At 63.6% G+C, this 26,524-nt stretch carries 23 protein-coding genes and 2 riboswitches; all 23 genes read right to left on the reverse strand.

Going from position 1 to position 26,524, the window contains the following annotated elements; translation table 11 throughout:
* Positions 1 to 81: 81 nt before the first annotated feature.
* Positions 82 to 1,056: a class 1b ribonucleoside-diphosphate reductase subunit beta gene (gene nrdF, locus ACVNHC_RS15405; RefSeq protein ID WP_058898239.1), complete on the reverse strand. Its 975-nt coding sequence runs from the start codon at positions 1,054 to 1,056 to the stop codon at positions 82 to 84.
* 129 nt (positions 1,057 to 1,185) lie between these two features.
* Positions 1,186 to 3,390: a class 1b ribonucleoside-diphosphate reductase subunit alpha gene (gene nrdE / locus ACVNHC_RS15410; RefSeq protein ID WP_457167875.1), complete on the reverse strand. Its 2,205-nt coding sequence runs from the start codon at positions 3,388 to 3,390 to the stop codon at positions 1,186 to 1,188.
* Positions 3,384 to 3,782: a class Ib ribonucleoside-diphosphate reductase assembly flavoprotein NrdI gene (gene nrdI / locus ACVNHC_RS15415; RefSeq protein WP_094462737.1), complete on the reverse strand. Its 399-nt coding sequence runs from the start codon at positions 3,780 to 3,782 to the stop codon at positions 3,384 to 3,386. Before nrdI ends, nrdE begins: the two co-directional genes overlap by 7 nt.
* A gap of 22 nt (positions 3,783 to 3,804) precedes the next feature.
* A complete protein-coding gene (gene nrdH / locus ACVNHC_RS15420) occupies positions 3,805 to 4,026 on the reverse strand; it encodes a glutaredoxin-like protein NrdH (protein ID WP_019963799.1) in 222 nt (73 codons plus the stop codon).
* A gap of 290 nt (positions 4,027 to 4,316) precedes the next feature.
* A riboswitch (cobalamin riboswitch) is annotated at positions 4,317 to 4,531 on the reverse strand.
* Positions 4,532 to 4,602: 71 nt separating this feature from the next.
* On the reverse strand, positions 4,603 to 5,064 hold the full coding sequence (locus ACVNHC_RS15425) for a pseudoazurin (RefSeq protein ID WP_457167878.1): 462 nt from the start codon (positions 5,062 to 5,064) through the stop codon (positions 4,603 to 4,605).
* A complete protein-coding gene (locus ACVNHC_RS15430) occupies positions 5,061 to 5,864 on the reverse strand; it encodes an ABC transporter ATP-binding protein (protein WP_457167880.1) in 804 nt (267 codons plus the stop codon). The genes ACVNHC_RS15425 and ACVNHC_RS15430 overlap by 4 nt, the downstream gene beginning before the upstream one ends.
* Complete coding sequence (locus tag ACVNHC_RS15435) at positions 5,861 to 6,886, reverse strand: FecCD family ABC transporter permease (protein WP_186391532.1); 1,026 nt, start codon at positions 6,884 to 6,886, stop codon at positions 5,861 to 5,863. The genes ACVNHC_RS15430 and ACVNHC_RS15435 overlap by 4 nt, the downstream gene beginning before the upstream one ends.
* On the reverse strand, positions 6,886 to 7,911 hold the full coding sequence (locus ACVNHC_RS15440) for an ABC transporter substrate-binding protein (protein ID WP_457167881.1): 1,026 nt from the start codon (positions 7,909 to 7,911) through the stop codon (positions 6,886 to 6,888). Before ACVNHC_RS15440 ends, ACVNHC_RS15435 begins: the two co-directional genes overlap by 1 nt.
* Before the next feature lie 250 nt (positions 7,912 to 8,161).
* A riboswitch (cobalamin riboswitch) is annotated at positions 8,162 to 8,407 on the reverse strand.
* 120 nt (positions 8,408 to 8,527) lie between these two features.
* Entirely contained in the window at positions 8,528 to 9,148 is a 621-nt protein-coding gene (locus tag ACVNHC_RS15445; RefSeq protein ID WP_457167883.1) for a 2,3-bisphosphoglycerate-dependent phosphoglycerate mutase, read from the reverse strand.
* A 31-nt stretch (positions 9,149 to 9,179) separates the two neighbouring features.
* On the reverse strand, positions 9,180 to 9,983 hold the full coding sequence (gene dapB, locus ACVNHC_RS15450) for a 4-hydroxy-tetrahydrodipicolinate reductase (protein ID WP_026355534.1): 804 nt from the start codon (positions 9,981 to 9,983) through the stop codon (positions 9,180 to 9,182).
* 272 nt (positions 9,984 to 10,255) lie between these two features.
* Entirely contained in the window at positions 10,256 to 12,382 is a 2,127-nt protein-coding gene (gene pnp, locus ACVNHC_RS15455; RefSeq protein ID WP_457167885.1) for a polyribonucleotide nucleotidyltransferase, read from the reverse strand.
* Between the two features lie 228 nt (positions 12,383 to 12,610).
* On the reverse strand, positions 12,611 to 12,880 hold the full coding sequence (gene rpsO / locus ACVNHC_RS15460) for a 30S ribosomal protein S15 (protein ID WP_457167887.1): 270 nt from the start codon (positions 12,878 to 12,880) through the stop codon (positions 12,611 to 12,613).
* 219 nt (positions 12,881 to 13,099) lie between these two features.
* Positions 13,100 to 14,035 (reverse strand): tRNA pseudouridine(55) synthase TruB, encoded by a 936-nt coding sequence (gene truB / locus ACVNHC_RS15465; RefSeq protein WP_094462740.1) that lies wholly within the window; start codon positions 14,033 to 14,035, stop codon positions 13,100 to 13,102.
* Positions 14,036 to 14,075: 40 nt separating this feature from the next.
* Entirely contained in the window at positions 14,076 to 14,504 is a 429-nt protein-coding gene (rbfA, locus tag ACVNHC_RS15470) for a 30S ribosome-binding factor RbfA (RefSeq protein WP_122519018.1), read from the reverse strand.
* 154 nt (positions 14,505 to 14,658) lie between these two features.
* On the reverse strand, positions 14,659 to 17,391 hold the full coding sequence (gene infB, locus ACVNHC_RS15475; protein ID WP_457167890.1) for a translation initiation factor IF-2: 2,733 nt from the start codon (positions 17,389 to 17,391) through the stop codon (positions 14,659 to 14,661).
* An 8-nt stretch (positions 17,392 to 17,399) separates the two neighbouring features.
* A complete protein-coding gene (locus ACVNHC_RS15480) occupies positions 17,400 to 18,062 on the reverse strand; it encodes an RNA-binding protein (protein ID WP_082205984.1) in 663 nt (220 codons plus the stop codon).
* 140 nt (positions 18,063 to 18,202) lie between these two features.
* Complete coding sequence (gene nusA / locus ACVNHC_RS15485; RefSeq protein WP_058898246.1) at positions 18,203 to 19,828, reverse strand: transcription termination factor NusA; 1,626 nt, start codon at positions 19,826 to 19,828, stop codon at positions 18,203 to 18,205.
* Between the two features lie 68 nt (positions 19,829 to 19,896).
* Complete coding sequence (gene rimP, locus ACVNHC_RS15490; protein WP_082205983.1) at positions 19,897 to 20,568, reverse strand: ribosome maturation factor RimP; 672 nt, start codon at positions 20,566 to 20,568, stop codon at positions 19,897 to 19,899.
* A 230-nt stretch (positions 20,569 to 20,798) separates the two neighbouring features.
* Positions 20,799 to 21,485, reverse strand: a complete 687-nt coding sequence (trmB, locus tag ACVNHC_RS15495) for a tRNA (guanosine(46)-N7)-methyltransferase TrmB (protein WP_094462741.1) — start codon at positions 21,483 to 21,485, stop codon at positions 20,799 to 20,801.
* Between the two features lie 111 nt (positions 21,486 to 21,596).
* On the reverse strand, positions 21,597 to 22,769 hold the full coding sequence (gene metK, locus ACVNHC_RS15500) for a methionine adenosyltransferase (RefSeq protein ID WP_457167893.1): 1,173 nt from the start codon (positions 22,767 to 22,769) through the stop codon (positions 21,597 to 21,599).
* A gap of 222 nt (positions 22,770 to 22,991) precedes the next feature.
* On the reverse strand, positions 22,992 to 23,399 hold the full coding sequence (locus ACVNHC_RS15505) for a helix-turn-helix domain-containing protein (protein WP_019963782.1): 408 nt from the start codon (positions 23,397 to 23,399) through the stop codon (positions 22,992 to 22,994).
* Positions 23,400 to 23,604: 205 nt separating this feature from the next.
* Positions 23,605 to 25,221: an apolipoprotein N-acyltransferase gene (gene lnt / locus ACVNHC_RS15510; RefSeq protein ID WP_094462742.1), complete on the reverse strand. Its 1,617-nt coding sequence runs from the start codon at positions 25,219 to 25,221 to the stop codon at positions 23,605 to 23,607.
* Positions 25,222 to 25,372: 151 nt separating this feature from the next.
* Positions 25,373 to 26,491, reverse strand: a complete 1,119-nt coding sequence (locus ACVNHC_RS15515) for a transporter associated domain-containing protein (RefSeq protein ID WP_374630028.1) — start codon at positions 26,489 to 26,491, stop codon at positions 25,373 to 25,375.
* Between the last annotated feature and the right edge of the window lie 33 nt (positions 26,492 to 26,524).

Consider the following 26,524-nt stretch of genomic DNA (forward strand, 5'->3'; position numbering starts at 1 on the left):
CCGCAAGCCGCAGCTTGAAAAAGATCAGGGCCTCACGCGGCAGCGTAAGGCCCTGCAATCATCCAAGCCTCTGGCCGGGGCTCAGAAATCCCAGTCTTCGTCTTCCGTCGCCACGGCCTTGCCGATGACATAGGACGAGCCGGAGCCGGAGAAGAAGTCATGGTTCTCGTCGGCATTCGGCGAGAGGGCCGAGAGGATCGCCGGGTTCACCTTGCAGGCTTCCGCCGGGAACAGGGCCTCATAGCCCAGGTTCATCAGCGCCTTGTTGGCGTTGTAATGCAGGAACTTCTTCACGTCCTCGGTCAGGCCCGCACCGTCGTAAAGCTCTTCGGTGTAGCGGGTCTCGTTGTCGTAAAGCTCCAGCAGCAGGTCAAAGGCGAAGTCCTTGATCTCCTGACGGCGGGCTTCCGGCTCCCGGTCCAGCGCGCGCTGGAACTTGTAGCCGATGTAATAGCCATGCACCGCTTCGTCGCGGATGATCAGGCGGATGAGGTCCGCGGTGTTGGTCAGTCTGGCGCGGCTCGACCAGTACATCGGCAGATAGAAGCCCGAGTAGAACAGGAAGCTCTCGAGGAAGACCGAGGCAATCTTCTTCTTCAGCGGATCGCCGCTCCCGTATTGCTCCATGATCAGCGCGGATTTGCGCTGCAGGAACTCGTTCTCCTCCGACCAGCGGTAGGCCTCGTCCACGTCCGGCGTCAGGCACAGGGTGGAGAAGATGGAGGAATAGGAGCGCGCATGCACCGCTTCCATGAAGGAGATGTTCGACAGAACCGCCTCTTCATGCTGGGTGACGGCATCTTCCATCAGCGTCACCGCGCCGACGCCATTCTGGATCGTGTCCAGCAGGGTGAGGCCGGTGAAGACGCGGATGGTCAGGCGCTGCTCTTCCGGGCGAAGGGTGGCCCAGGACTGGATGTCGTTGGACAGCGGAACTTTCTCCGGCAGCCAGAAATTGCCGGTCAGGCGGTTCCAGACTTCCAGATCCTTGTCGTCCTCGATGCGGTTCCAGTTGATGGCGCGCACGCGGGAGGCGGGCTTGATGTGCATGTTCATGATGCTTTCTCCACGGACCGGAGGCTTATACCAGCACTCGACGAGCTTGCCTCATTGAGTGCTGGTCAAGCCCTTGCGGCGCTTGAGCATTTTCAAGGCGTGATGCGTCAGCATCTCAGAGCCTTGGTATTAGAGAGTGCAGGACACGCAGCCCTGAACCTGCGTGCCGTCCAGAGCCATCTGGCGCAGGCGGATGTAATAGATGGTCTTGATGCCCTGCTTCCAGGCGTAGATCTGCGCCCGGTTGATGTCGCGGGTGGTGGCCGTGTCGCGGAAGAACAGCGTCAGCGACAGGCCCTGATCCACGTGCTGGGTGGCCGCGGCATAGGTGTCGATGATCTTCTCCGGCCCGATCTCGTAGGCATCCTGATAATAGTCGAGGTTCTCGTTCGACATGTAGGGCGCCGGATAATAGACGCGGCCGATCTTGCCTTCCTTGCGGATCTCGATCTTCGACACGATCGGATGGATCGAGGAGGTCGAGTGGTTGATGTAGGAGATCGAGCCGGTGGGCGGCACGGCCTGCAGGTTTTGGTTATAGAGCCCACCTGCCATCACCTCGGCCTTGAGGGCGCGCCAGTCGTCCTGCGTCGGGATATGGATCCCGGCATCAGCGAAAAGCTGCGCCACGCGCTCCGTCTTCGGTGCCCAGACCTGATCCGTGTACTTGTCGAAATATTCGCCGGAAGCATACTTGGACTTCTCGAAGCCCTTGAAGCTGCGGCCCTTTTCAACAGCCAGGCGGTTCGACGCACGGATGGCGTGATAGGTCACGGCGTAGAAGTAAATGTTGGTGAAGTCGATGCCTTCTTCCGAGCCGTAGAAAATGCGCTCGCGGGCGAGATAGCCGTGCAGGTTCATCTGGCCAAGGCCGATGGCATGGCTCTCCGCATTGCCGCGGGCGATGGAGGGCACGGAGGTGATGTTGCTCATCTCGGCAACCGCCGTCAGGGCGCGGATGGAGGTTTCGACCGTGCGGCCGAAATCATCCGAATCCATCGTTTTGGCGATGTTCAGCGAGCCGAGATTGCAGGAAATGTCCTTGCCGAGGTGCGAATAGGACAGATCCTCCTCATAGAGGCTCGCCTCGCTCACCTGCAGGATTTCCGAGCACAGGTTGCTCATGGAAATGCGGCCGGCAATCGGGTTGGCGCGGTTCACCGTGTCCTCGAACATGAGGTAGGGATAGCCGCTCTCGAACTGGATCTCGGCGATGATCTGGAAGAACTCGCGGGCCTTGATCTTGGACTTGCGGATGCGCGCGTCCTCGACCATCTCGCGGTACTTTTCCGTCACCGAAATCTCGGAGAAGGGCACACCATAGACCCGCTCCACGTCATAGGGCGAGAACAGGTACATGTCCTCGTTGTTGCGGGCGAGCTCGAAGGTGATGTCCGGCACGACGACACCCAGCGACAGGGTCTTGATGCGGATCTTCTCGTCCGCATTCTCGCGCTTGGTGTCGAGGAAGCGCATGATGTCCGGGTGGTGGGCGTTGAGATAGACCGCGCCCGCGCCCTGACGGGCACCCAGCTGGTTGGCATAGGAGAAGCTGTCTTCCAGCAGCTTCATCACCGGAATGACGCCGGAAGACTGGTTCTCGATGTGCTTGATGGGCGCGCCCGATTCGCGCAGGTTCGTCAGGCACAGGGCCACGCCGCCGCCGCGCTTGGACAGCTGCAGCGCCGAGTTGATCGACCGGCCGATGGACTCCATGTTGTCTTCGATGCGCAGCAGGAAGCAGGACACCAGCTCGCCACGGCTCTTCTTGCCCGCGTTGAGGAAGGTCGGCGTTGCCGGCTGGAAGCGGCCGGTGATGATCTCTTCCATCATCGCCATGGCCAGGGCTTCGTCGCCGCGCGCCAGCGCCAGCGCCACCATGCAGACGCGGTCCTCGTAACGCTCCAGATAGCGCTTACCGTCAAACGTCTTCAGCGTGTAGGACGTGTAATACTTGAAGGCGCCAAGGAAGGTCGGAAAGCGGAACTTCTTTGCATAGGCTGCGTCAAATAGGTCGCGCACGAACTCGAAGGAATACTGCGCCAGAACCTCGGGCTCGTAGTAGCCTTCGGTAACCAGATAATCGAGCTTCTCCTTCAGGTTATGGAAGAAGACTGTGTTCTGGTTCACATGCGAGAGGAAATACTGGCGCGCGGCCTCGCGGTCCTTCTCGAACTGGATCTTCCCCTCATCATCATAGAGGTTCAGCATCGCGTTCAGCGCGTGATAGTCCAGCGCCGTGGACTGGCGGGCATTGCTGCCGCCGGAAGCCGGGGCAACGGCTGCGGAGTGGGTCTTTGCGCCCGCGTCCTGCGGGGAATCCGTGTCTAGCATGTCCAAAACCGTTCCAGTCCGAGGGTGACGTTCTCGACATCCTCCGCCGTGCCCAGAAGCTCGAACCTGTAGAGGAACGGCACGTTGCACTTGGCGGAAATGATGTTGCCGGCGATGGCATAGCCTTCGCCGAAATTGGTGTTGCCCGCTGCGATGACGCCGCGGATGAGCTTGCGGTTCTGCTCCTCGTTGAGAAAGCGGATCACCGGTTTCGGCACCGCGCCCTTCGCCGTGCCGCCGCCATAGGTCGGCGTCACCAGCACGAAGGGCTCGCTCACGAGGGGCACGGGCGCGCTGGCGTCCACGGGCAGGCGGATGGCGTCAGTCCCGAGCTTCTCGACGAAGCGGCGGGTGTTTTCCGACGTGCTGGAAAAATAGACGAGCCTGCCCATGGTGCATGCGCCCTTCAGTGGTTCAGCCGAGGCCGCCGATCAGGTCCGGACGGAAACCGGCCCAGTGGTTTTCACCGGCGACAACCACCGGCACCTGACGGTAGCCAAGGCCGGTCACGTAGTCATAGGCCGCCGTGTCTTCGGAAATGTCCACCAGCGTGTAGTCGATGCCCTTGCGCTCCAGGGCGCGGGTGGTGGCATTGCACTGGACGCAGGCGGGCTTGCTGTAGACGGTGACGGTCATCGGTCGATCCTCATATGACGGACGTGACAAAGGGTTCGGCCACGCTTCTGCGCAGCCGGAGGCAGATAAAAACTCAAGGACAATTCCCGCGCTGCGGCACCCGGAGCAATCCGGTGGAGCGGAGGAAAACGGGCCGCAGGTGACTACCCGGGCGGAAACTCGAAAACGGCTCTCTTGATCATGCCTGCACCCCGAAGCACTGCTGCCGAAGCAGATGGCACGGACCAGAGGGAGCGGACAGCCCGGCAGAGCCGGACATGAACTGACCACACCCCTCCGGCACCCCGCCGGTGGACGTTACGCTCAAGGCAGGTCTCCTGGCTCACGGGTCATCACGCCGCCCCGCCTTCCCAAGCCTTGCGGCCAAGTGGCAGAATGGGACGAACGCTCACCGTTCACAGTTGCGGGGGCAGCCTGGGAATTGCCGGATTTCCGCCGGGTTCACCCTGTTCCCGTCTTAGCTCATCGGCGTTTCCGCCGGAGAACCCTGAACAGGACTCAACATAGCGCAGATTCGATTTTTATCAATCCCTATGTGAGCCGACACAGGATACCCACAACATGTAGTTATCTGGCTCAGAGGCCGGAGCGGGCCAAAATCTCTTCAAAGCGCTTGAGGGAAGCGGGGGGAACGCTTGGATCCGGGAAGCCCTCGGGCCGGGCGGCATCGCCAACCCGAATCACCATCACCATGCCCATGGTATAGTGCGGTGAGCATTTGATGCCATAGAGCCCCGGTTGATCAAAGGTGATGGAAATCTCCTCGTTGATCTTGCCGGTGAAACCGGCAAAGCCCTCGGGCACCATTGTGGCAATGGAAGCGGCATTGTGGCTCTTGTGGCCAACCCGGAAGGTCACCGTATCGCCCGGCGCGATCTGCACGAAATCGGGCTCGAACACCATGGAGCCATGGGCGCCCCGGTTCAGCATCTGGACGTCGACAGTCCCGGCGCGGGTTGCGGCGGTGCTTGCCACGAGCAGGGACTGGGCAGAAACAAAGCTGAGGAAAAGGGTGCGGGCGAGGCTGCGCATCATCATGCTGCGGCTCCTTGAAGCGGGTGTTTGCGGCGGCGGCTGGATGGCCGGGCATACCGGATATGGCACTCGCCCTCCGGTCCTGTTTCCACCGTGGCCTCGACCTTGAAGACCCTGGCCAGAAGATCGGGGGTGAGAATGCTGCCGGGACAGCCCTGCGCAGCGATCCGGCCAGCGTCCATCACGATCAGCCGGTCGCAGAACATGGCCGCGTGATTGAGGTCATGCAGCGCGGCAATGACGCTGAGCCTCTGCGAGCTGACAAGATCCAGCAGGCCGATCTGGTGCTCGATGTCGAGGTGATTGGTGGGTTCATCCAGGATGAGGACCGCCGGCTGCTGTGCCAGGGCACGGGCGATCTGCAGCCGCTGCTTTTCCCCGCAGGAGAGGGTCAGCCATTCCCGTGTCTCGAAATCCTGCATGCCGGCCGACGCGATTGCGTCCGAGACGATGGCATCGTCCTCGCCGGACCATTGCCGCAGAATGCTGAGATGCGGGGTGCGGCCAAGCTCCACGACCTGGCGCGCGGTCAGCCGCTCGGTGGTCTCCGCATGCTGCTCGACCACGGCAATCCGGCGCGCAATGTCACGCCGGGACAAATCCGTCATGGGCGTGCCCATGACGGTCACATGTCCGGACGCGGGCTTGCGCAGCCCCGCGAGCATGGACAGAAGGGTCGATTTCCCCGAGCCGTTCGGTCCGGCAATGCCCAGAAACTCGCCTTCTGCGAGATCAAGGCTGACCTTGTCGTTGATGAGGCGGCCTTGCGCGCGCCATGTCAGGTCATGAGCTGTCAGCATCATCGTGTCACTGGCCTGTGGATCAGGAGAAGGGCAAAGGCAGGCGCTCCGGCAAGGGCGGTCATCACGCCGATGGGCAGCACCTGACCGGGGATCAGGATTCGCGACAGAATGTCGGCAAAGATCATGAACACCGCACCGAGCCAGGCCGAAACCGGCAGCAGCAGCCCATGCCGGACGCCAACCAGAAGCCGGGCGGCATGGGGAATGACCAGTCCGACGAAGCCGATCGACCCGGCTATGCTGACCATGACGGCGGTCATGATGGCCGCCGTGGCGATCAGGATTATGTAGACCCGGCGCACAGGAACCCCGGCAGATGCGGCGGCGTTGGTTCCGAAGGCAAAGGCGTCCAGATGCCTTGCATGAAGCAGGCAGACGAGGAAACCGGCCAGGGCCACCGGCACGGCCAGCCCGGCATCCGGCCAGCGCACGCCCGAAAGATTGCCGAGCAGCCAGAACATGATGCCGCGTGCCTGATCGGCCGTCGCCGACTTGGTGACGATGAAGGATGTGACCGCGTTGAAAAGCTGCGAACAGGCGATACCAGCCAGAATCACGGCGGCACTGCTGCGCCCGGCGAGGACGGCCAGCAGGCTGACCAGGCCGAAGGCCGTGAGCGCACCGGCAAAGGCCCCGAGGGGAAGGGACAGCAGCCCGCCCCCGAGCCCGAGAATGGCAACACTGACCGCACCGGTGGAGGCTCCCGCCGAGATGCCAAGGATGTAGGGGTCGGCCAGGGCATTGCGCAGCAGCGACTGGAGGATTGCCCCGCACAAGGCCAGGGATGCCCCGCAGGCCGCAGCAGCCACGGCACGGGCGACCCGGTAGTTCCAGATCACCCCTTCGTCGATCGGGTCAAGGACATAGCCGGCTGCCCAGAGCCGGTTGGCGGCCGTCTGGAAGACGGTATCAACCGGGATGGAGGTCTCGCCAATGGCAGCCCCGGCGGCAAGAGCTGCAATGAGAGAGACGGTGCCAAGCGCACCGCCTCCCCATTTTCCGGCGTGGAAAGGAAGCGTCATCACTTGGCGAGGCCGAAGCCAGCCAGCGCATCGGCCAGCACTTCCATGCCTTCGATGGTGCGGATCGTCGGGTTCATGGCCTGCGCATCCATGACGATGATCCGTCCTTCCTTGACCGCAGGCATCAGGCTGGTGACCGGATCCTCCTTGAGGAACTTCTGCTTCAGCTCCACGTCATCGGCGGGGAACCGGCGGCGGTCCATCTTGCCGGCGACGATCACCGTGGGGTTGGACCGGGCAATCGTCTCCCAGCCGGCGGTCGGCCACTCTTCGTCGCTCTCGATTACATTCTTCAGGCCGAGGCTCGCGGTCATATAGCCGGGTGCGCCCTTCTGGCCCGCCACGTAAGGGTCGATCGCCAGATCGGCACTCGAGAACCAGAAGACCGCCGAGACTTCGCCATTGACGGCTCCGATCTTCCGGCGTGCGGCCTCCTCCCGCTCCTTCAGCTCTGCGATCAGGGCAGCGCCCCTGTCCTCGACATCGAAGATGCGGGCGAGGTCATCGATCTCCTGGTAGATCAGGTCCATGGAGAAGCTGGCCTTGCGCAGCCCGTCATCACCGGCAGAATTGTCCTTGCCGGTGCAATCGGCCGGAGAGGTGTAGACGGTGATCCCCAGTTCCTCGAACTGTTCCACAGTGGCAACGACGCCCTGCGGGCCGATCTGCCACTGAAACTGGGTGGTCACCAGCTCCGGCCGGGCTCCCGTCACGCTTTCAAAGCTCGGCGCATTGTCTGCAAGGCGCGGCACCATGGCGTTGACCTCCTCATAGCCCTCAATAACCGGGCCGATCCAAAGGGCTGTCCCGGTGATCTTGTCCGCCTGTCCCAGCAGATAGAGAATCTCGGTGGTGCTCTGACCCACGGAGACGGTCCGCTCCGGTGCCTTGGTGAAGGTCAGTTCCTTGCCGCAGTTCTCCAGCGTCAGCGGATACTGGGTCTTTCCGGCGTGAGCGGCGCCAGGCAGGGCGAAAGATGCGCAGGCAGCAAGGCCTGCGGCGGCAGCAAAATTGCGCAGAAGCACGGGAGGTTTCCTTCCTTTGGGCAGATGTCATGTCAAGGCGCCGCAATGCGGGTGCATCACGCCTTGAAATGCTCAAGCTCCGCGCGGACCAGACAGCAGTCCGCTGAAGCGGCTGGAGCCAGCGCAGGACCGGGAAGGCAGGGAAGCGCATGCCCCCCGGAGGAAAGGGCAGCAAAACGTCTTGCAGGCCCGAAGGCCTGAGGCTGGAATACCGTCATTTTGATCCTCCTTGAGCATCCCCGCTCAAGCATCTGGATTTCACATGACGGCAGGTCTCCTGGCTCACAGATCTCAGGCTGGTCATTTGCCTTCCCGCACCAGTTGAGGACTGGCGCAGTGACCCGGCGCTTCCGAGGAAGCGCCGCAAGAATGACCGGCATCTGCTTACAGTTGCGGGGGCAGCCACGGATTTGGCCCCTGATTGGGTCGTCCGTACCGTGTTCCCTTTTAATCCCGGCAGCTCTCACTGCCAGAAACCGTCGCAGAAGTAGTATTTTCCGGAAGGCGAACCGTCAAGCTGCAGCTGTGCGGCGGTGCCAACAAAAAAGGCGCCCTTGCTGGGGCGCCTTTCCGGATGTGCTCTGCGGCAGGCCAGTGGCCGGCGCCGCTCTGAGGATCAGTCTGCCAGATCCTCGACGCTGACCACCTGGCCGTCTTCATCCAGACGGTAGACGACCGGTGCGCCGGTGCCGAGTTCGCGCTTGAGGATCTGTTCCGGCGTCAGCTTTTCCAGTTCCATGATCAGCGCGCGCAGGGAGTTGCCGTGGGCGGCAACGATGACGCGGGTGCCTTCCATGACGCGCGGCAGGATTTCGGCGCGGTAATAGGGCAGAACGCGCTCGGCCGTCATCTTCAGGCTCTCGCCGCCCGGAGGGGGCACGTCGAAGGAGCGGCGCCAGATGTGCACCTGCTCCTCGCCGAACTTCTCGCGGGCTTCATCCTTGTTCATGCCGGTGATGTCGCCATAGTCGCGCTCGTTCAGGGCCTGATCGCGGATCGTCTCCAGACCGTCCTGGCCGAGTTCGGCAAGGATGAGCTTCAGCGTGTGCTGCGCGCGGGTCAGGTCCGAGGTGAAGGCGACGTCGAACTTCAGCTTCATGTCGCGCAGCTTGCCGCCGGCGGCCTTGGCTTCACCGATGCCCTGTTCGGTCAGGTCCGGGTCCCTCCAGCCGGTGAAGAGGTTCTTGAGGTTCCATTCGCTCTGGCCGTGGCGGACGAGCACCAAGAGACGTTCCATGCACCGATCTCCTTGAATTTCTGAAGGTCTGTCAGTCGTTGAGGCCGAGCACGTCGGCCATGGAGTAAAGGCCCGGCTTGCGGTCGCGCGCCCACAGGGCCGCCCTGACTGCACCACGGGCAAAGATCTGGCGGTCTTCCGCCTTGTGGGTCAGTTCGACCCGCTCGCCCTCACCGGCGAGGATGACGGTGTGGTCGCCGACGACAGAACCGCCGCGCAGGGTGGCAAAGCCGATGGTACCGGCCTCACGCGGGCCGGTATGGCCGTCGCGCACCCGCACCGAATGCTCCGCCAGGCCTATGCCGCGCCCTTCGGCTGCAGCCTCGCCCAGCAGCAGCGCTGTGCCGGAGGGGGCATCCACCTTGTGGCGGTGGTGCATCTCGACGATTTCCAGATCGTAATCGGGGCCAAGGGCCGCAGCGGCCTTCTTCACCAGCGCCGCCAGCAGGTTGACACCAAGGCTCATGTTGCCGGACTTGACGAGCCGGGCATGGCGGGCGGCAGCCTCCAGCTTCGGCAGGTCTTCATCCGTCCAGCCGGTGGTGCCGATGACATGCACGATGCGCGCCTGGGCGGCGAGTTCGGCAAAATGCAGGCTGGCCTTGGGAGCGGTGAAATCCAGCACGCCTTCGGCAGCGGCAAAGGCGGTCAGCGGATCATCCGTGATCCTGACGCCGAGGGGCCCGAGACCGGCAAGCTCGCCAGCGTCCTTGCCGAGGGCCGGTGAGCCTTCCCGTTCGATGGCGGCAGCAAGCACGCTGCCTTCCATGGCGGTGATGGCGCGCACAAGGGCCTGGCCCATCCGGCCGGCAGCCCCGACGACGACAAGACGCATCTGGCTCATGTGTGTTCCTGAATTTGTTTCCGGCCCGATATATCAGGCGGGAGGGGCGCGCGAAAGGGCTTGTGGCGGTGAAGCTGTGTGCCCGGGCCACGTGTATTCGTGCCCGGGGTGCCTTGTCCGCATACGCGGGAGGGACGCGAGAGTGCCGCAGGCTGCAAGGGACGCAGCGGCAGCGCAGGTCAAACCTGCCTGGCGCCGCCGGGCAAAAGAAAAGACCCGGGCTTGCGGCCCGGGTCCCATGTCTTTCAGGATGTGAAAGCGGATTATTCCGCTTCCTTTTCCTTCTCGATTTCCTTGCCGGTTGCCTGATCGACAACCTTCATGGACAGGCGGACCTTGCCGCGCTCGTCGAAGCCCATGAGCTTGACCCACACCTTGTCGCCTTCCTTGATCACGTCGGTGACCTTGGCGACCTTCTGCGGGGCGAGCTGGGAGATGTGGACGAGGCCGTCCTTGGCGCCGAAGAAGTTCACGAAGGCGCCGAAATCGACGCACTTCACGACCGTGCCTTCGTAGATCATGCCGATTTCCGGCTCAGCGGCGATGGAGTTGATCCAGTTGATCGCAGCCTTGATCGCCTTGCCGTCAGAGGAAGCCACCTTGACGGTGCCGTCGTCCTCGATGTTGATCTTGGCGCCGGTCTTTTCCACGATCTCGCGGATGACCTTGCCGCCTGAACCGATCACTTCACGGATCTTGTCGACCGGGATCTTCAGCACTTCGATGCGCGGCGCATGTTCGCCGAGTTCCGAACGGGCTTCGGTGAGCGCGTTGGACATTTCGCCGAGGATGTGGATGCGGCCGTCACGGGCCTGGTCCAGAGCGACCTTCATGATCTCTTCGGTGATGCCGTCGATCTTGATGTCCATCTGCAGCGAGGTGACGCCGTTGGAGGTGCCGGCCACCTTGAAGTCCATGTCGCCAAGGTGGTCTTCATCGCCGAGAATGTCGGACAGAACGGCGAACTTGTCGCCTTCCTTGATGAGACCCATGGCGATACCGGCCACCGGAGCCTTCAGCGGAACGCCTGCATCCATCAGCGCCAGCGAGGTGCCGCAGACGGTTGCCATCGAGGACGAGCCGTTGGACTCGGTGATCTCGGAGACGACGCGCAGGGTGTAGGGGAACTCGTGGTGGTTCGGCAGCATCGGGTGGATGGCGCGCCATGCCAGCTTGCCATGGCCGATTTCACGGCGGCCCGGCGAGCCCATGCGGCCCGTCTCGCCCACGGAATAGGGCGGGAAGTTGTAGTGCAGCATGAAGTGCTGCTTGTAGGTGCCTTCCAGCGCGTCAACGAACTGCTCGTCTTCGCCGGTGCCGAGGGTGGCAACGACCATGGCCTGGGTTTCACCACGGGTGAACAGGGCCGAGCCGTGTGCACGCGACAGAATGCCGACTTCCGAGACGATCGGACGGACGGTCTTCAGGTCGCGGCCGTCGATGCGGTGGCCGGTCTCGATGATGGCGCCGCGAACGATCTCGGCTTCCAGCTTCTTGAACAGCTCGCCGACAACGGTGCCAGCCGGAGCTGCGTCGCCGCCGTTGGTGATGACGGCTTCCACGACCTTGGCCTTGGCCGCGTCAACGGCGTTCTTGCGCTCGGTCTTGGAGGTGATCTTGTAGGCGGCGGTCAGATCGGCGGCAGCGATGCCCTTGATCTTGCCATAGAGTTCGGAGTGATCCGGCAGGTTGAGAGCGCGCGGCTCCTTGGCTGCGGTCTCGGCCAGCTTGATGATGGCGTCGATCACGGTCTGGAAACCGCGGTGACCGAACATCACGGCGCCGAGCATGATGTCTTCGTTCAGTTCCTTGGCTTCGGATTCCACCATCAGAACGGCGTCATTGGTGCCGGCGACGACGAGGTCGAGCAGCGAATCGGCCATGGTGTCAACGGCCGGGTTCAGCACGTATTCGCCATTGATATAGCCGACGCGGGCGCCGCCGATCGGGCCCATGAACGGAACGCCCGACAGGGTCAGGGCAGCAGAGGCTGCGACCATGGCGAGGATGTCCGGGGCGTTTTCCATGTCATGCGACAGGACGGTTACGATCACCTGGGTGTCGTTCTTGTAGCCGTCGGCGAAGAGCGGGCGGATCGGGCGGTCGATCAGGCGCGAGGTCAGGGTCTCGTGCTCGGACGGACGGCCTTCACGCTTGAAGTAGCCACCCGGGATCTTGCCGGCCGCGAAGGCCTTTTCCTGGTAGTTGACGGTGAGCGGGAAGAAGTCCTGACCGGGCTTCGGCTCCTTGGCGGACACGACAGTGGCCAGCACCTTAGTCTCGCCATAGGTGGCCATCACGGCGCCGTCAGCCTGACGGGCAACCTTGCCGGTCTCGAGCACGAGCGGGCGGCCTGCCCAGTCGACTTCAACACGATGAATATTGAACATGCAATGTCCTTACATATGCGTCCGCAGCCCCTTGGCATGCGGGCGGTTTCCGGCTGGCCCCGGATGGGCCGGTTACCGGGGACAGATCATGGGCAAGACGGCAAGACGCTTCCCGTGCCCCTTGGCACTTCCGGGAGAGCATCCGGCGATCCTGCCCCATGACTGTCATGAGACTTCCTATAAGCAAACGCGGCGGGCAAATCCACCCACCGCGTTTCCTTGTTATCCTTAGCGACGGATCCCGAGGCGGCCGATCAGCGTGTTGTAACGCCCTTCGTCCTTGCGGTTCAGGTAGTCGAGCAGGGAACGGCGCAGGGCCACCATCTTCAGCAGGCCACGGCGGGAATGGTTGTCCTTGCCGTGTCCCTTGAAGTGTTCGGTCAGGTTGTTGATCCGTTCGGTCAGAACGGCGACCTGCACTTCCGGAGAACCGGTGTCACCTTCCTTGATGCCATATTCCTTGATGAGCTGCGCCTTGCGCTCTGCAGTGATCGACATCGGTATGTCCTTTCATGGGATGAAGCTGGCCGTGCCAGCTATATATTGGTGGCGCGTGGCCACCGTGTGCCGCTCCTGCCGTTCAGCCAGGGCCGGGATGTCGTCCAGCAAAGGTCGGGCAGAAGGGATCGGTGCCATCATTGGCCCGATTGCGCGGGAATATGACGGAGACGGCCTGCAAATTCCAGAAGAATCTTGAAAGGCCGCACCCCGCCGTTCCTAAAGGTGAAGAATGCGCGAAGGCTGGAACCGGCCCTTGTCAATGAAGCCGAGCGCCACCGGCGTGCCGCCATGGCTGGCGAAGGCCAGATCGCAGGACAGCGGCGCATTGCGCCCGCGCAGCAGCACCGCCATGCCCTGGCGGATGCGGGCGGCATCGTCGCTGCTGACCGGCACTTCCGGCAGGTCCTCCAGCGCCTCGCGCACGGGCAGCAGGAAGTCCATCAGGGCCTCCACATTGCCTTCCGCCTCTTCGGCAGCTTCGTTCAGCTCCTCCAGCGTCACCATGTCCGCTTCGCCAAAAGGCCCGACCAGCAGGCGGCGCAGCTCGGTGACATGGCCGCAGGTGCCAAGACGGCGGCCAAGGTCGCGCGCCAGAGCCCGCACATAGGTGCCCTTGCCGCATTCTGCCTCGAAGACGGCGCGGTCCGCGTCCGGCATGTCCACCAGCGTCAGGCGGTGGACGTCGATGGGCCGGGCTTCCAGCTCCACGTCCTCGCCGTCGCGGGCAAGATCATAGGCGCGCTCGCCGTCCACCTTGATGGCCGAGAATTTCGGCGGCACCTGCAGGATGGTGCCGGTGAATTCCGGCAGCACGGCGCCGATGGCGGCTGCATCCGGCCGCACATCCGAGGTGGCGATGACCTCGCCCTCGGTGTCGTCCGTGTTGGTTTCCGCGCCCCAGGTGACTTCAAAGCGGTAGATCTTGCGCCCGTTCATCACCATGGGCACGGTCTTGGTCGCTTCGCCAAAGGCAATCGGCAGGCAGCCGGAGGCACGCGGGTCCAGCGTGCCGGCATGGCCCACCTTTTCCGGATGCAGGATGCGCTTCAGGCGCGACAGGGCGTCATTGGAGGTCAGGCCATAGGGCTTGTCGAGCACCAGCCAGCCGTCAATGGCGTTGCGCGGGCGGCGCTGCTTCTGCGGACGGGACATGTTTGTTTCCTGAAATTCCGGATGGACCAAAGGGCGCGGTTCAATCCTCGCGCTCTTCACCGTCTTCGTCATCGCCGTCTGCAATGTCGCGCTTCACATCGGGTGTATGCAGCAGCGCGCCAATGCGGTCGTCATCGTCAAAGCGGGTGTCGAGGATGAAGCGCAGGTCCGGCATGAATTTCATGGTCATGCGGCGGGACACCTGGCCGCGGAAGTACTTGGCACTGCGGTTCAGCGCCTTCACCACCTTGTCGCCGTTCTGGCCGCCCAGCGGCATGATCAGGCAGGTGGCCAGACGCAGATCCGGCGTCATCCGCACTTCCGGGATGGTGATGATCACCCCGTCCAAGTCCGGGTCGGACAGCTGGCCGCGGGTAAGGATTTCCGACAGTTCCTTGCGCACGATTTCGCCGACGCGAAGCTGGCGCTGCGAGGGCATGCCGGCGCCCTCTCCTGATGTTCTGGCCATTGGGTCATCCACTCAAACAGGCCCACCGGGGACGGCCGGTGCCCTGCGAAAACAAACCGCCGGCGCAAAGGAAGCTCCTCGCGCCGGCGTGCAATCCTGCCAGCATTTCATCTGGCTCGATGCCCGGCGGATGCCGCCGGGCCTGGCGCTTGCCTTACAGCGTGCGGGCGATCTGCTCGACGCGGAAGCACTCGATGACATCGCCGACGCGCATGTCCTGGAAGTTGACGAAGTTCATGCCGCATTCCTGACCGGATTCGACAGACTTGACGTCATCCTTGAAGCGCTTGAGCGTGCCCAGCTTGCCTTCGTGCACCACGACGTTGTCGCGGATGAGGCGGACTTCGGCGCCGCGCTCGACGATACCTTCCGTGACAAGGCAGCCTGCCACCTTGCCCACCTTGGTGATGTCGAAGATCTCGCGGATCTCGGCATAACCGATGAAGGTTTCGCGCCGCTCGGGAGCCAGCATGCCGGACATCGCCGCCTTCACGTCATCCACGAGGTCGTAGATGATGTTGTAGTAGCGGATCTCGATGCCTTCACGCTCGGCCGCTTCACGGGCCTGCTTGTTGGCGCGCACGTTGAAGGCGATGATCGAGGCATTCGAGGCGGTCGCCAGCGTGACGTCGCTCTCGGTGATGCCGCCAACGCCGGACAGGAGGATGCGGGCGCCGACTTCGTCGTTGCCGAGCTTCTCCAGCGCATGGGCGATGGCTTCCGCCGAACCCTGCACGTCCGCCTTGACCACCAGCGGGAAGTCCTTGCGGCCGCCGCTCTGCAGACGGCTCATCATCTGCTCCAGCGAGCCGCGCGAACCGGCCTTCAGCACGGACAGCTTCTCGCGCTTCTGACGCTGGCGGTAGTCCACGATCTCGCGGGCACGGGCCTCGTTCTCGACCACGGCGACCTGGTCACCGGCGTCCGGCGTGCCCTGGAAGCCGAGGATTTCGACCGGCTTGGAGGGACCTGCCTCCTTCACCTGGTTGCCGTCCTCGTCCAGCATCGCGCGGACCTTGCCCCACTCGCCGCCGGCGACAAGAATGTCACCAACGCGCAGGGTGCCCTTCTGCACCAGAACGGTTGCCACCGGACCACGGCCCTTGTCGAGCTGGGCTTCGATGACGAGACCTTCGGCGGTGCGCTCCGGGTTGGCGCGCAGTTCCAGAACTTCCGACTGCAGCAGGATCATTTCCAGCAGGCGGTCGAGGTTCAGGCCGGTCTTGGCCGAAACTTCCACGTCGATGGTGTCACCGCCCATGGATTCCACGACGATCTCGTCATGGAGCAGTTCGGTGCGCACGCGGTTCGGGTCAGCGGCCGGCTTGTCGATCTTGTTGATGGCAACGATGATCGGAACACCGGCAGCCTTGGCATGCGAAATCGCTTCCTTGGTCTGCGGCATGACGCCGTCATCGGCAGCCACCACCAGCACGACGATATCGGTCGCCTTGGCGCCGCGGGCACGCATCTGCGTGAAGGCGGCGTGGCCCGGCGTATCGATGAAGGTGATCTTCTGACCATTCTTCTCGACCTGATAGGCGCCGATGTGCTGGGTGATGCCACCGGCTTCGCCCGTCACCACCTTGGAATTGCGGATCGCATCCAGCAGCGAGGTCTTGCCGTGGTCAACGTGACCCATGATCGTGACGACCGGCGGACGCGAGATCAGGGTGCCTTCCTCGTCGGCTGCGGAGAACAGGCCGTCCTCCACGTCCGCTTCGGAGACGCGCTTGACCGTGTGGCCCAGCTCGGAAGCGATCAGCTCAGCCGTGTCCGCGTCGATCACATCGTTGATCTTCAGCATCTGGCCCTGCTTCATCAGCAGCTTGATCACGTCCACGGAACGCTCGGCCATACGGTTGGCGAGTTCCTGGATGGTGATGACTTCCGGCAGGATGACTTCACGCGAGATCTTCTCGCGCACAGCCTGCATGCCGCCACGCTTTTCCTTTTCACGGCGGCGGCGCAGGGAGGCAAGCGAGCGCGAACGCTGCTCGTCCGACCCGCCGGTCGCGGCAGAAATGGTCAGCTTGGAACGGCGGCGGTCATCGCCGGTGCTGCGCTTGGCAACCGGAGCTGCCGGAGCCTTCGGGCGCTTGACGGTTCTGAGGCCGTTCTTGCGCTCTTCCTCGGCTTCTTCCTCGGCAGTGCGGCCGACGGCCGGGCGCGGACGCTCGGGGGCAGCCGTTGCTTCGGGCTTGCGCGCGGCAGGGGCTTCAGCACGGGCAGCGGGAGCTGCAGCCGCCGGCTTCACCGGCTCAGGCTGAACTTCCGGCTCGGCAGCGCGGCGCTCGGCCTCTTCGGCCTCGCGGCGTGCGCGCTCTTCTTCCTCGACCTTGCGGCGGGCTTCTTCCTCAACGCGGCGGACCGCCTCTTCCGCGGCCCGGCGGATGGCTTCCTCTTCGGCGCGCTTGCGCTCCTCGATCTCGCGCTGCTGCGCAAGCTTGAGGGCGGCGGCACGGGCGGCTGCCTCTTCCTGGGTCAGGGAGCGGAGCACGGCACCGCCACCGGGGCGCTGCTGCTGGCCGCGGTTCTGCTGCTGCGGCCCACGGCGCTGCTGCTGATTGCGGTCGCCGCCCTGGTTCTGATTCTGGGGTTGCTGCTGGCGCTGGGGCGCCGGGGACTGGGCCTGTGCGGGGGCAGGAGCTGCCTCACGCGGACGCTCGGCCGGCGCAGATGCTGCTGCCGGGGCCTCGCCCTCGGGGCGCCCTTCCTGGCCGGGAACCACCACCCGGCGTTTCTTCTTTTCCACGACGACAGCCTTCGACCGGCCATGGGAGAAGCTCTGGCGAACAGTTCCCTGTTCGACGCCGCCCCGCTTGAGGCCGAGGGTCTTCCGCTCGACGTTGATCGTCTTGTCGCCTGGATTCTTCGTATCGTTCATATTTGCCTTCAGTCCTGCGCTACCGCACTGTCCGCGCCACAGCGTTCATACGTGACGGAACCTGCCCGGAAAGCCTCCAGTTGACGCACACGTTCAAGGAAGCCTTCGCTCGCCCGGCCAGCGAGCAGTGCAGCATGTATCACATTAGTGCGACCCAATGCCAAATCCAATTGAGTCGAATCGAACAAACGGACGACCGGACGGCCGCTTGCCAGCTCTGTCTGGCTCGCAGCGGCTGCCGCGAGCTTTCGAATCCCGTCCCCGGATGCATCCGAGGCATGAATGAGGGCGATCACCGGATCGCGCCGCAACGCGGCCTCGACCTTGGAAAACCCGGTCACCAGTTCCCCGGCCTTGCGGCACAGGGACAGTGCGGACAGCGCGCCCTTGACGAGCAGCGTATCGATAAGATCCGCCAGTCCGGGCTCCGCCTTCACCTCTGCCTTGAAGGCCTTGGCAAAGACACGCTTTTTCACGGCCGTCTCGACGGCCTCACGCTTTGCCGTGACCCAGACCCCGCGCCCTGGCAGCTGGCGCTTGAGGTCCGGCACGACCTGACCTTCCGGGTCCAGAACGAAGCGCATCAGCTCCGAAACCGGCAAGACCGCCCGCGAGAGCGCACATTGCCGTTCCAGCGGCTCGTTCTTCCTCGGCACCCGGTGGGCCTCCATTCCTTCCGCCCGCCTGCGCCTCACACAAGGCCGCAGGCAGGTTCTGGTTCCCGTTCATCCCGCAAGGCGGGCGCCGGCGCTGTGCCCCTGCCCGTCCTGCGGATGCGCTTCCCGGCGAAACCGCCCCGGAAGCCTTTTCGTCAGGCGGTCTCGCCGGCGTCTTCTTCTTCGCCGTCTTCCGCCTCTTCCTCGAAGGTGCCCATGTGGGCCGCAAGCTCTTCCTCGGTGATCCAGCCTGCCGCAAGGCGTGCAGCCATGACCATGCCCTCAGCATCGGTGCGCGACACCGCGAAGGACGACAGGGCGCCGTCGAAACGCTTGGTCTCGCCGTCCTTGCGCTCGGTCCAGCCCACCAGATCATCGGCGGCGCAACCCGCCAGATCCTCGATCGTCTTGATGCCTTCCTTGCCCAGGGCAACCAGCATCGCGGTGGTCAGGCCATCGATCTGGCGCAGCTCGTCGGCAACACCCAGAGCGCGGCGCTCCTCGTCCTGCTTGGCTTCCAGCTCGGCGAGGTAATCACGGGCACGGGCCTGGATTTCCTCGGCGGTGTCATCATCGAAGCCTTCGATCATCGAGATTTCCTCGAGATCGACATAGGCCACTTCCTCAACCGACGTGAAGCCTTCGGTCGCCAGCAGCTGGCCAACCATCTCGTCCACGTTGAGGCATTCCATGAACAGGGTGGAGCGCTCCTGGAATTCCTTCTGGCGCCGCTCGCTTTCCTCCTGCTCGGTCATGATGTCGATGGCCCAGCCGGTCAGCTGCGAAGCCAGGCGCACGTTCTGGCCGCGGCGGCCAATGGCCAGCGACAGCTGCTCGTCCGGCACCACGACCTCGATGCGCTCGGCATCCTCGTCCACCACGACCTTGGCGACTTCCGCCGGCTGCAGGGCGTTGACGATGAAGGTCGCCTCATCCGGGTTCCACGGAATGATGTCGATCTTCTCGCCCTGAAGCTCGCCCACAACGGCCTGAACACGCGAACCGCGCATGCCGACGCAGGCGCCGACCGGGTCGATGGAGCTGTCCTTGGAAATGACGGCGATCTTGGCACGCGAACCCGGGTCACGGGCCACGGCCTTGATCTCGATGACGCCATCATAGATCTCCGGGACCTCCTGCGCAAAGAGTTTCGCCATGAATTGCGGATGGGTGCGCGACAGAAAGATCTGCGGGCCGCGCTGTTCGCGGCGCACGTCGTAGATATAGGCACGGATGCGGTCACCGGTGCGGAACAGTTCGCGCGGGATCAGCTCGTCACGGCGGACGATGCCTTCACCGCGGCCAAGGTCGACGATGACGTTGCCATATTCGGCGCGCTTGACCGTGCCGTTGACCACTTCGCCGATACGGTCCTTGAACTCGTCGAACTGACGGTCACGCTCGGCCTCGCGCACTTTCTGCACGATCACCTGCTTGGCGGACTGGGCGGCAATGCGGCCGAAGTCGAGCGGCGGCAGCGGCTCGGCGATATAGTCGCCGATCGTGGCTTCCGGGTTGCGCTGCTTGGCATCCTCGAGCGCGATCTCGGTGGAGAAATTCTCCACCGTCTCGACCACCTGGAGCAGGCGCTGCAGACGGATCTCACCGGTCTTCGGATTGATCTCTGCGCGCACTTCCGTCTCGGTGCCGTAACGGGAACGGGCCGCCTTCTGGATGGCGTCCTCCATGGCAGCGATCACGATGCCCCGGTCAATCGTCTTTTCCCGGGCAACCGCATCGGCGATCTGGAGCAGTTCCAGCCGGTTCGCGCTGATAGCCATTCTCGTTCACTCCTCTTGCGCGCCTGTTCTCCGCGCGCTTGTCTCAAAGCGTTGAAAAGGGGCAGGCCTCAGTTGGCCCGGTCTCCGGAGGAGCCGGAGCCGTCCCCGTCATCATCTTCGTCGTCGTCGTTATCGTGCTCGTATTCGAATTCCGTGTCCTCGTCGTCAAGGTCATCGGCATCGATGCCGCGGGCGGCAAGGGCAGCCTTTTCGGCCTTGAGCGCGGCGCGGATCAGGTCGTCGGTCAGCACCAGCCGGGCTTCGCCGATTTCGCCAAGCGGCAGCAGAACCGGGTTCGGCGTGCCTTCCGGCGCGTCGGAAAGACGCAGCACGGCAGCCCCGCCTTCAACGCCGGTGATGACGCCGCGGAAACGCTTGCGGCCATCCTGCGGCACCGACATTTCGACCTTGGCCTCGTGGCCTGACCAGCGGACGAAATCGCTCTCGCGCACCAGCGGGCGGTCGATGCCAGGCGAGGAGACTTCCAGATGATAGGCGCGGTTGATCGGATCGTCCACGTCGAGGGCGGGCGAAACGGCGCGGCTGATCTCCTCGCAGTCATCCACGGTCATCGTGCCGTCGGGCCGCTCGGCCATGATCTGCAGGGTGCAGCCGTTTGCGGCGCTGATCTTCACGCGCACCAGCCGGTAGCCAAGGTCGGCGATCACCGGCTCGACAATGGCCGCAACGCGGGCATCAAGGCCGTCTTCGATGACGATACGGGGCTCTTGCAAACTCAATGCGTGTCTCCTGTCCGGGGGCGGTCCGGCGCCGGGATCTCCCGGCCGTCCATTCCGCCAGCATCACGACCGGCCTAAACAAAAAAGAGCGGGTCCTTCGCGGGGCCCACTCTCATACTGCTCCGATCGAGCCGCTAGAGAAGATGAATGTCGCCTTTATACGCAAGTCTGCCGGAAAAGCAAGGGCAAAGCCCGGATGCCGCCTTCCGGCAGATGCTCCTTCTGCGGGCTCAGCGCCGCAGGAAGGTGAGATAGCGCGGCACGCGGCCTTCCCTGAGGGCCTTGGCCTCATAGCGGGTGCCCGGCCAGCCGGCCCAGGGCTGGCGCCAGTCATCAGCCGTTTCGGCCGTCCATTCAAAGGCTTCGTGGTCACGGATGTGGCGCAGGGTCCAGTCCACATAGGTGTCGATGTCGCTGGCAAAACGGAACTGCGATCCCGGACGCAATGCGCGGGCGTAGCGGTCGAGGTTCTTCGGGCTGATGAACCGGCGCTTCCAGTGGCGCTTCTTGTGCCAGGGGTCCGGATAGAGCTGATAGGCAAGGGACAGGCTTGCCTCCGGCAGCCAGTCAAGGATCTGCACCGCATCGTCGTCATAAAGGCGGACATTCTTCAGCCCGCCATCCACCACCTCGACCAGCGCCTTGCCCATGGAAGTGCTGAAAGGTTCGATACCGATGATGCCGACATCCGGATTCTCGCGGGCCCGGTGCAGCAGATGCTCGCCGCCGCCGAAGCCCACTTCCAGCCAGACTTCGCGCACGGGCGCTTCAAACAGGCTGGCAAGATCCGCAGGCGCGGGAACGGACGGATCCAGCCGCAGGCGCGGCATGTCCGTTTCCATCAGCGTGCTCTGGCGCGGCGTCAGCGGCTTGCCCTTGCGCCGTCCATAGAAGGAACCGTCGTAGAAATCAGTCATGGGTCCATGCGGTCAAACGAATGGCTGGGCGCTTCAGGAAACGCGCCCCCGGATAGGAAACGCCGGCCGCCATCGGGCAGCCGGCGCTCCGGTTCATGAAGACGGGCTGCCTCAGCCGGCAAAGCCCTTGAGCGCGCCCACCAGATCGGTGGCTTCCCAGGAGAAGCCGCCATCGGCTTCCGGCGCACGGCCGAAGTGGCCGTAAGCGGCGGTGCGCTCATAGATCGGGGCATTGAGCTTCAGGTGCTGGCGGATGCCGCGCGGGGTGAGGCTCATGATGTCGCGCAGGCCCTTTTCGAGCCTGGCTTCATCGCAGCGGCCGGTGCCATGCAGGTCGACATAGACCGACAGCGGCTCGGACACGCCGATGGCGTAGGACAGCTGGATGGTGCAGCGGTCGGCAAGGTCGGCGGCCACGACGTTCTTGGCGAGGTAGCGCGCGGCATAGGCGGCCGAACGGTCCACCTTGGTCGGGTCCTTGCCGGAGAAGGCGCCGCCGCCATGGGGCGCTGCACCGCCGTAGGTGTCGACGATGATCTTGCGGCCGGTCAGGCCGCAGTCGCCGTCCGGACCGCCGATGACGAAGGCGCCGGTCGGGTTCACGTGCCATGCGGTCTGCTCGTCGATCCAGCCATCCGGCAGGGCGCTGCGGATGTAGGGCTCGACGATGGCGCGCACATCGCGCGAGGTGAGCGTGGCATCGAGATGCTGGGTCGACAGCACGATGGAGCTGACGCCAACCGGAACGCCGCCCTTGTAGCGGACGGTCACCTGGCTCTTGGCATCAGGCCCCAGCACCGGCTCACGGCCCGACTTGCGGGCTTCGGCGAGCAGGCGGAGAATCTTGTGGGAGTAGTAGATCGGCGCGGGCATCAGCTCCGGCGTCTCGCGGCAGGCATAGCCGAACATGATGCCCTGGTCGCCTGCGCCTTCGTCCTTGTTGTCGCCGGCGTCAACGCCCTGGGCGATATGGGCGGACTGGGCGTGCAGGTACACGGAGATGTCGCAGTTTTCCCAGTGGAAGCCTTCCTGGGCGTAGCCGATATCCTTGACGGCCAGGCGCGCCAGATGGGCCACGTAATCCTTGGTGATGGTCGCAGGACCACGGGTTTCACCGGCAATCACGATGCGGTTCGTGGTTGCAAGGGTCTCGCAGGCAACGCGTGCCTCGGGCATTTCACGCAGGTAAGCGTCAACGACGGCATCGGAAATGCGGTCGCACACCTTGTCGGGATGACCTTCCGAGACGGACTCGGAGGTGAAGAGATAGTCCTGACGGGCCATAGCCGAACGTCCTTCTGGGAAAAATATGAACATGGCGGCGGAATTTCTCCGCCGCCAAGTCAAGTGATGAAGCAGATTGGCCAGCGAGCGTCAAGTTCCCTCGCCGTTGAAGATCATCTGACGCTGCATCCCGGTGAGCCTATATCACCGGAGCGTAATCAAACCCTTATGCTGTCTCAGCATTTTCGAGCTAAGATGTAGCAGCATCTTCAAAGCCTTGTGTCAGGCCTCGTCGCCGGCAAGCGCGCGGACCAGATCGACGATCTTGCGGCGCACCTTGGGGTCCTCGATCCGCACAAAGGCCTTGTTCAGGGACAGGCCTTCGGAGGAGGAGAGGAAGTCGACCACATAGGAGGTCGGCTGCGACTCGCCAAAGCCTTCGAAGTCGTCCGGCGAACCGGGGGCGTCCTCGAAGAAGAAGGCAACCGGCACCTTGAGCACGGTCGAGATGTGCTGCAGGCGCGAGGCACCGATGCGGTTGGTGCCTTTTTCGTATTTCTGGATCTGCTGGAACGTGATGCCGAGGCTCTCACCGAGCTTCTCCTGGCTCATGCCAAGCATCATGCGGCGCAGACGGACGCGGCTGCCGACATGCACGTCGATCGGGTTAGGTGCTTTCTTGCTGGGCATTGCCCTCATCTTTCGGTTCAGCGTGTCCTCCGGCCAGAGGGTGCACGCGGGTTTTCAAGAACACGAAACACACGTTGAGCAGCCATCCTGGCGCTTCGGGTGCGGACCGGACCACCCACTGCCGGTCCTCTGTTTCGCGGTTTCCACTGCTCCTCCGGAAGCTGCGGTTGTACTACACTATGCTGACGGACTCTCTCATTCAATATCAATTATGACGCGAAGGCAGGTTGAGGCTCGCTAAAGTAAAAAATGTAGTAAAAATGATCAGGAGTCCGGCCAGTCCCGCATCGCCATACCGGGCATAAAGCGTTGCCGGCAACGGTGCGGTGAGGTGTGCGTCAATCACGCCGGACCGGTTGAGGGCAAGTGACCCTGTTACCCGGCCATATGGATCGACAAAAGCTGATATACCTGTATTGGCAGATCTGACAAGGGGTAATCCCTGCTCAATGGCCCGGAACCGGGCTTGCGCCAGATGCTGATAGGGTCCTGCCGTATCGCCGAACCAGGCATCATTGGTGACATTGAGCAGCCACTCCGGCCGGTTTCCGGCCTCTGACGCCATTTGCGGAAAGATCGCCTCGTAGCAGATCAGGGGCAGAAAGGGGGGCAGTCCGCCCGTCGCCATGACGCGGGGTGCGTAGCCGGCGGTGAAGGCGCCAGGGGCATTGACCAGCTTGCGGATACCCAGCCGTTCGAGCAGGTCCGACAGGGGGAGATACTCTCCGAAGGGCACGAGCCGGACCTTGTCATAGGCGTCCAGAATCTCGCTGCCGTCGCCAATGACGTAGATGCTGTTGTAATATTTGGTTTCGTCAGGTCCTCTTTCGGCGCGGATTGCGCCTGTAACAAGTGTCTGATGCGGCTCCAGAAGAGAATCTATCTCGGATAAAGCTTCAGGAGAACTTGTCAGAAGAAAAGGAAATGCAGATTCGGGCCAGACAAAGACCGTGCGCGTGGTGCTGGCCATTTCATCATTTCTGGCAGATCGGCTCAACCCAAGATAGCTTCTGAAAATCGAAACTTTATTCTCGGGAAGCCATTTCTCTTTTTGCGCGATATTGGGTTGTATTATGCGGATGACGGCCGGAGGCTGCGCCAGCGCGGCTGGTTCTGCAAGCCTTGCCGTGCCCCAGCCCCACAGCCCGGCGAGCAGGGCCAGGCTCAGGCCCAGCGGCAGCCAGTTGCGGCGTCCGGTATCGGCAAGGGCCGCCGGTGCGGTTGCACAGGCGATGACAAGGGCGCTCAGCCCGTAGATGCCGATGAGGCTGGCGCTCTGGGACAGGGCAAGGCTGCCGGACACACTGTAGCCAAAGCTGTTCCAGGGAAATCCGGTCAGGATATGGCCGCGGAGCCAGTCCGAAATGGCCAGAAGCCCCGCAAGCAGCAGCATGCGGCCCGCATGTTCGGGCCAGAAGCGGGTGGCCAGTGCAATGGCCGCTGCATGAAACAGCGCCAGCCCGGCCGGAAGACCCGCAATGGCAAAGGGCAGCATCCAGGCATATTGCTCGGCTTCCACCAGAAAGGCGCTGCCGATCCACCACAGGCCGGCAAGGAAATAGCCAAAGCCGAAGCACCAGCCAATGGCAAAGCCGGCCCGCATCCGCCGTCCGGGGGGAACGCTGTCCTTTGCGCCCGCCGCACCGTCGATCAGCCACACGAGAGCCGGCAGGGTAACAAAGAGCACGGGGAGAATGTTGAACGGCGGCAGGGCCAGAACCGACGCTGCGCCTGCGGCAAAGGCCAGAAGCCACCGTCTCTTGCCGTGCGCCAGAAGGAAGGGGCTGGCGGCGCGCCGTATCAGGTCTGGCAGGAAGGGCATTGTCATATTTCTCCGCCGCTTACGGCCTGCAGCATGTGGGAGGCGTCAGAGCGCAGGTCAAGCCTCCGGGAGCAGCCTTTGAGCTGGCAAGCCCGCGCGGCGGCCGGGCAACCTGAAGGCATCATGAGCCAGCGTTTCAAAGCCTTGGCATTTACGTGGCTGGAGGCTCCGTGCCTGCTGTCTTATCGTCGCGCTTGGGCCGCCGCCGCTGGTCGCCCGTGCGGACTTCCACCCGGCGCTTGCGCACTCTGAGGCGCTTGATCCGGCGCGGGTCCGCATCCAGCACCTCGAATTCGTAGCCGGTGACTTCCTTGGGCGCGATCAGCTCGCCGCGCACCGGCACCCGGCCAAGCAGGGTGAACAGCAGGCCGCCCAGCGTGTCCACTTCCTCGGCCATTTCCCCGGCGTTGAAGTCGGTGCCCAGCTGTTCGGACAGTTCTTCCAGCGGAATGCGGGGATCTGCAATCCAGACGCCGTCCCCGGCCGGCTGAAGCATTGCCTCTTCGTCCTCGTCGTGCTCGTCCTCGATATCGCCGACGACTGTCTCGACGATATCCTCCAGCGAGACGAGGCCATCCGTCCCGCCATATTCATCGATGACCAGCGCCATCTGCACGCGGCTCGCCTGCATCTTGGCCATCAGGTCGGTTGCCGGCATGGAGGGAGGCACAAACAGAAGCGGCCGCAGCAGCCCGGTTTCGGCGAGCGTCAGCGTCAGATCGACCGAGGTCAGATCGAGGGCGGAATTCTTCGCTGGCAAATCGGTGTCTTTTGCGGCCCCGGCCTCGGACGACGGCGTGGCAAGACGGGCGATGAAGGCCATGAGGTCCTTGATGTGAACCATGCCGCGCGGGTCATCAAGGCTCTCATGATAGATTGGCATGCGGGAGTGGCCATTCTCGCGGAACACCTCCATGAGGCGGCCCAGCGTCACGCTGTCATCCACCGCCTCGATATCCGCGCGGGGGACCATCACGTCATCGACGCGCAGCTCGCGCAGGCGAAGGATGTTGCCGAGCAGCAGCCGCTCTTCCGGCGAAAACGCCGTATCCCCGCCTTCAACCAGTTCGCGGGCCAGTTCATCCTGGAGATTTTCCCGCAGGCTCGACGCGCTGCTGCGCCGCAGCCGTGCCAGGCGCCCGGCAATCCGGGCCAGAGGCCCCGGTTTTCGGGGCCCGGATAGTCGTGGGTCGGCGCCGTCTTCCTGAACCGGCACGGAAGCCGGACTGGCCGCAGGCGTTGCGATACTGCCACTGTCAGAAACTGTCATCTGTCCATTCGTTCGTTGTCCCTGCTGTCACCC

It is taken from the genome of Pannonibacter sp. Q-1 (genome assembly GCF_054073275.1).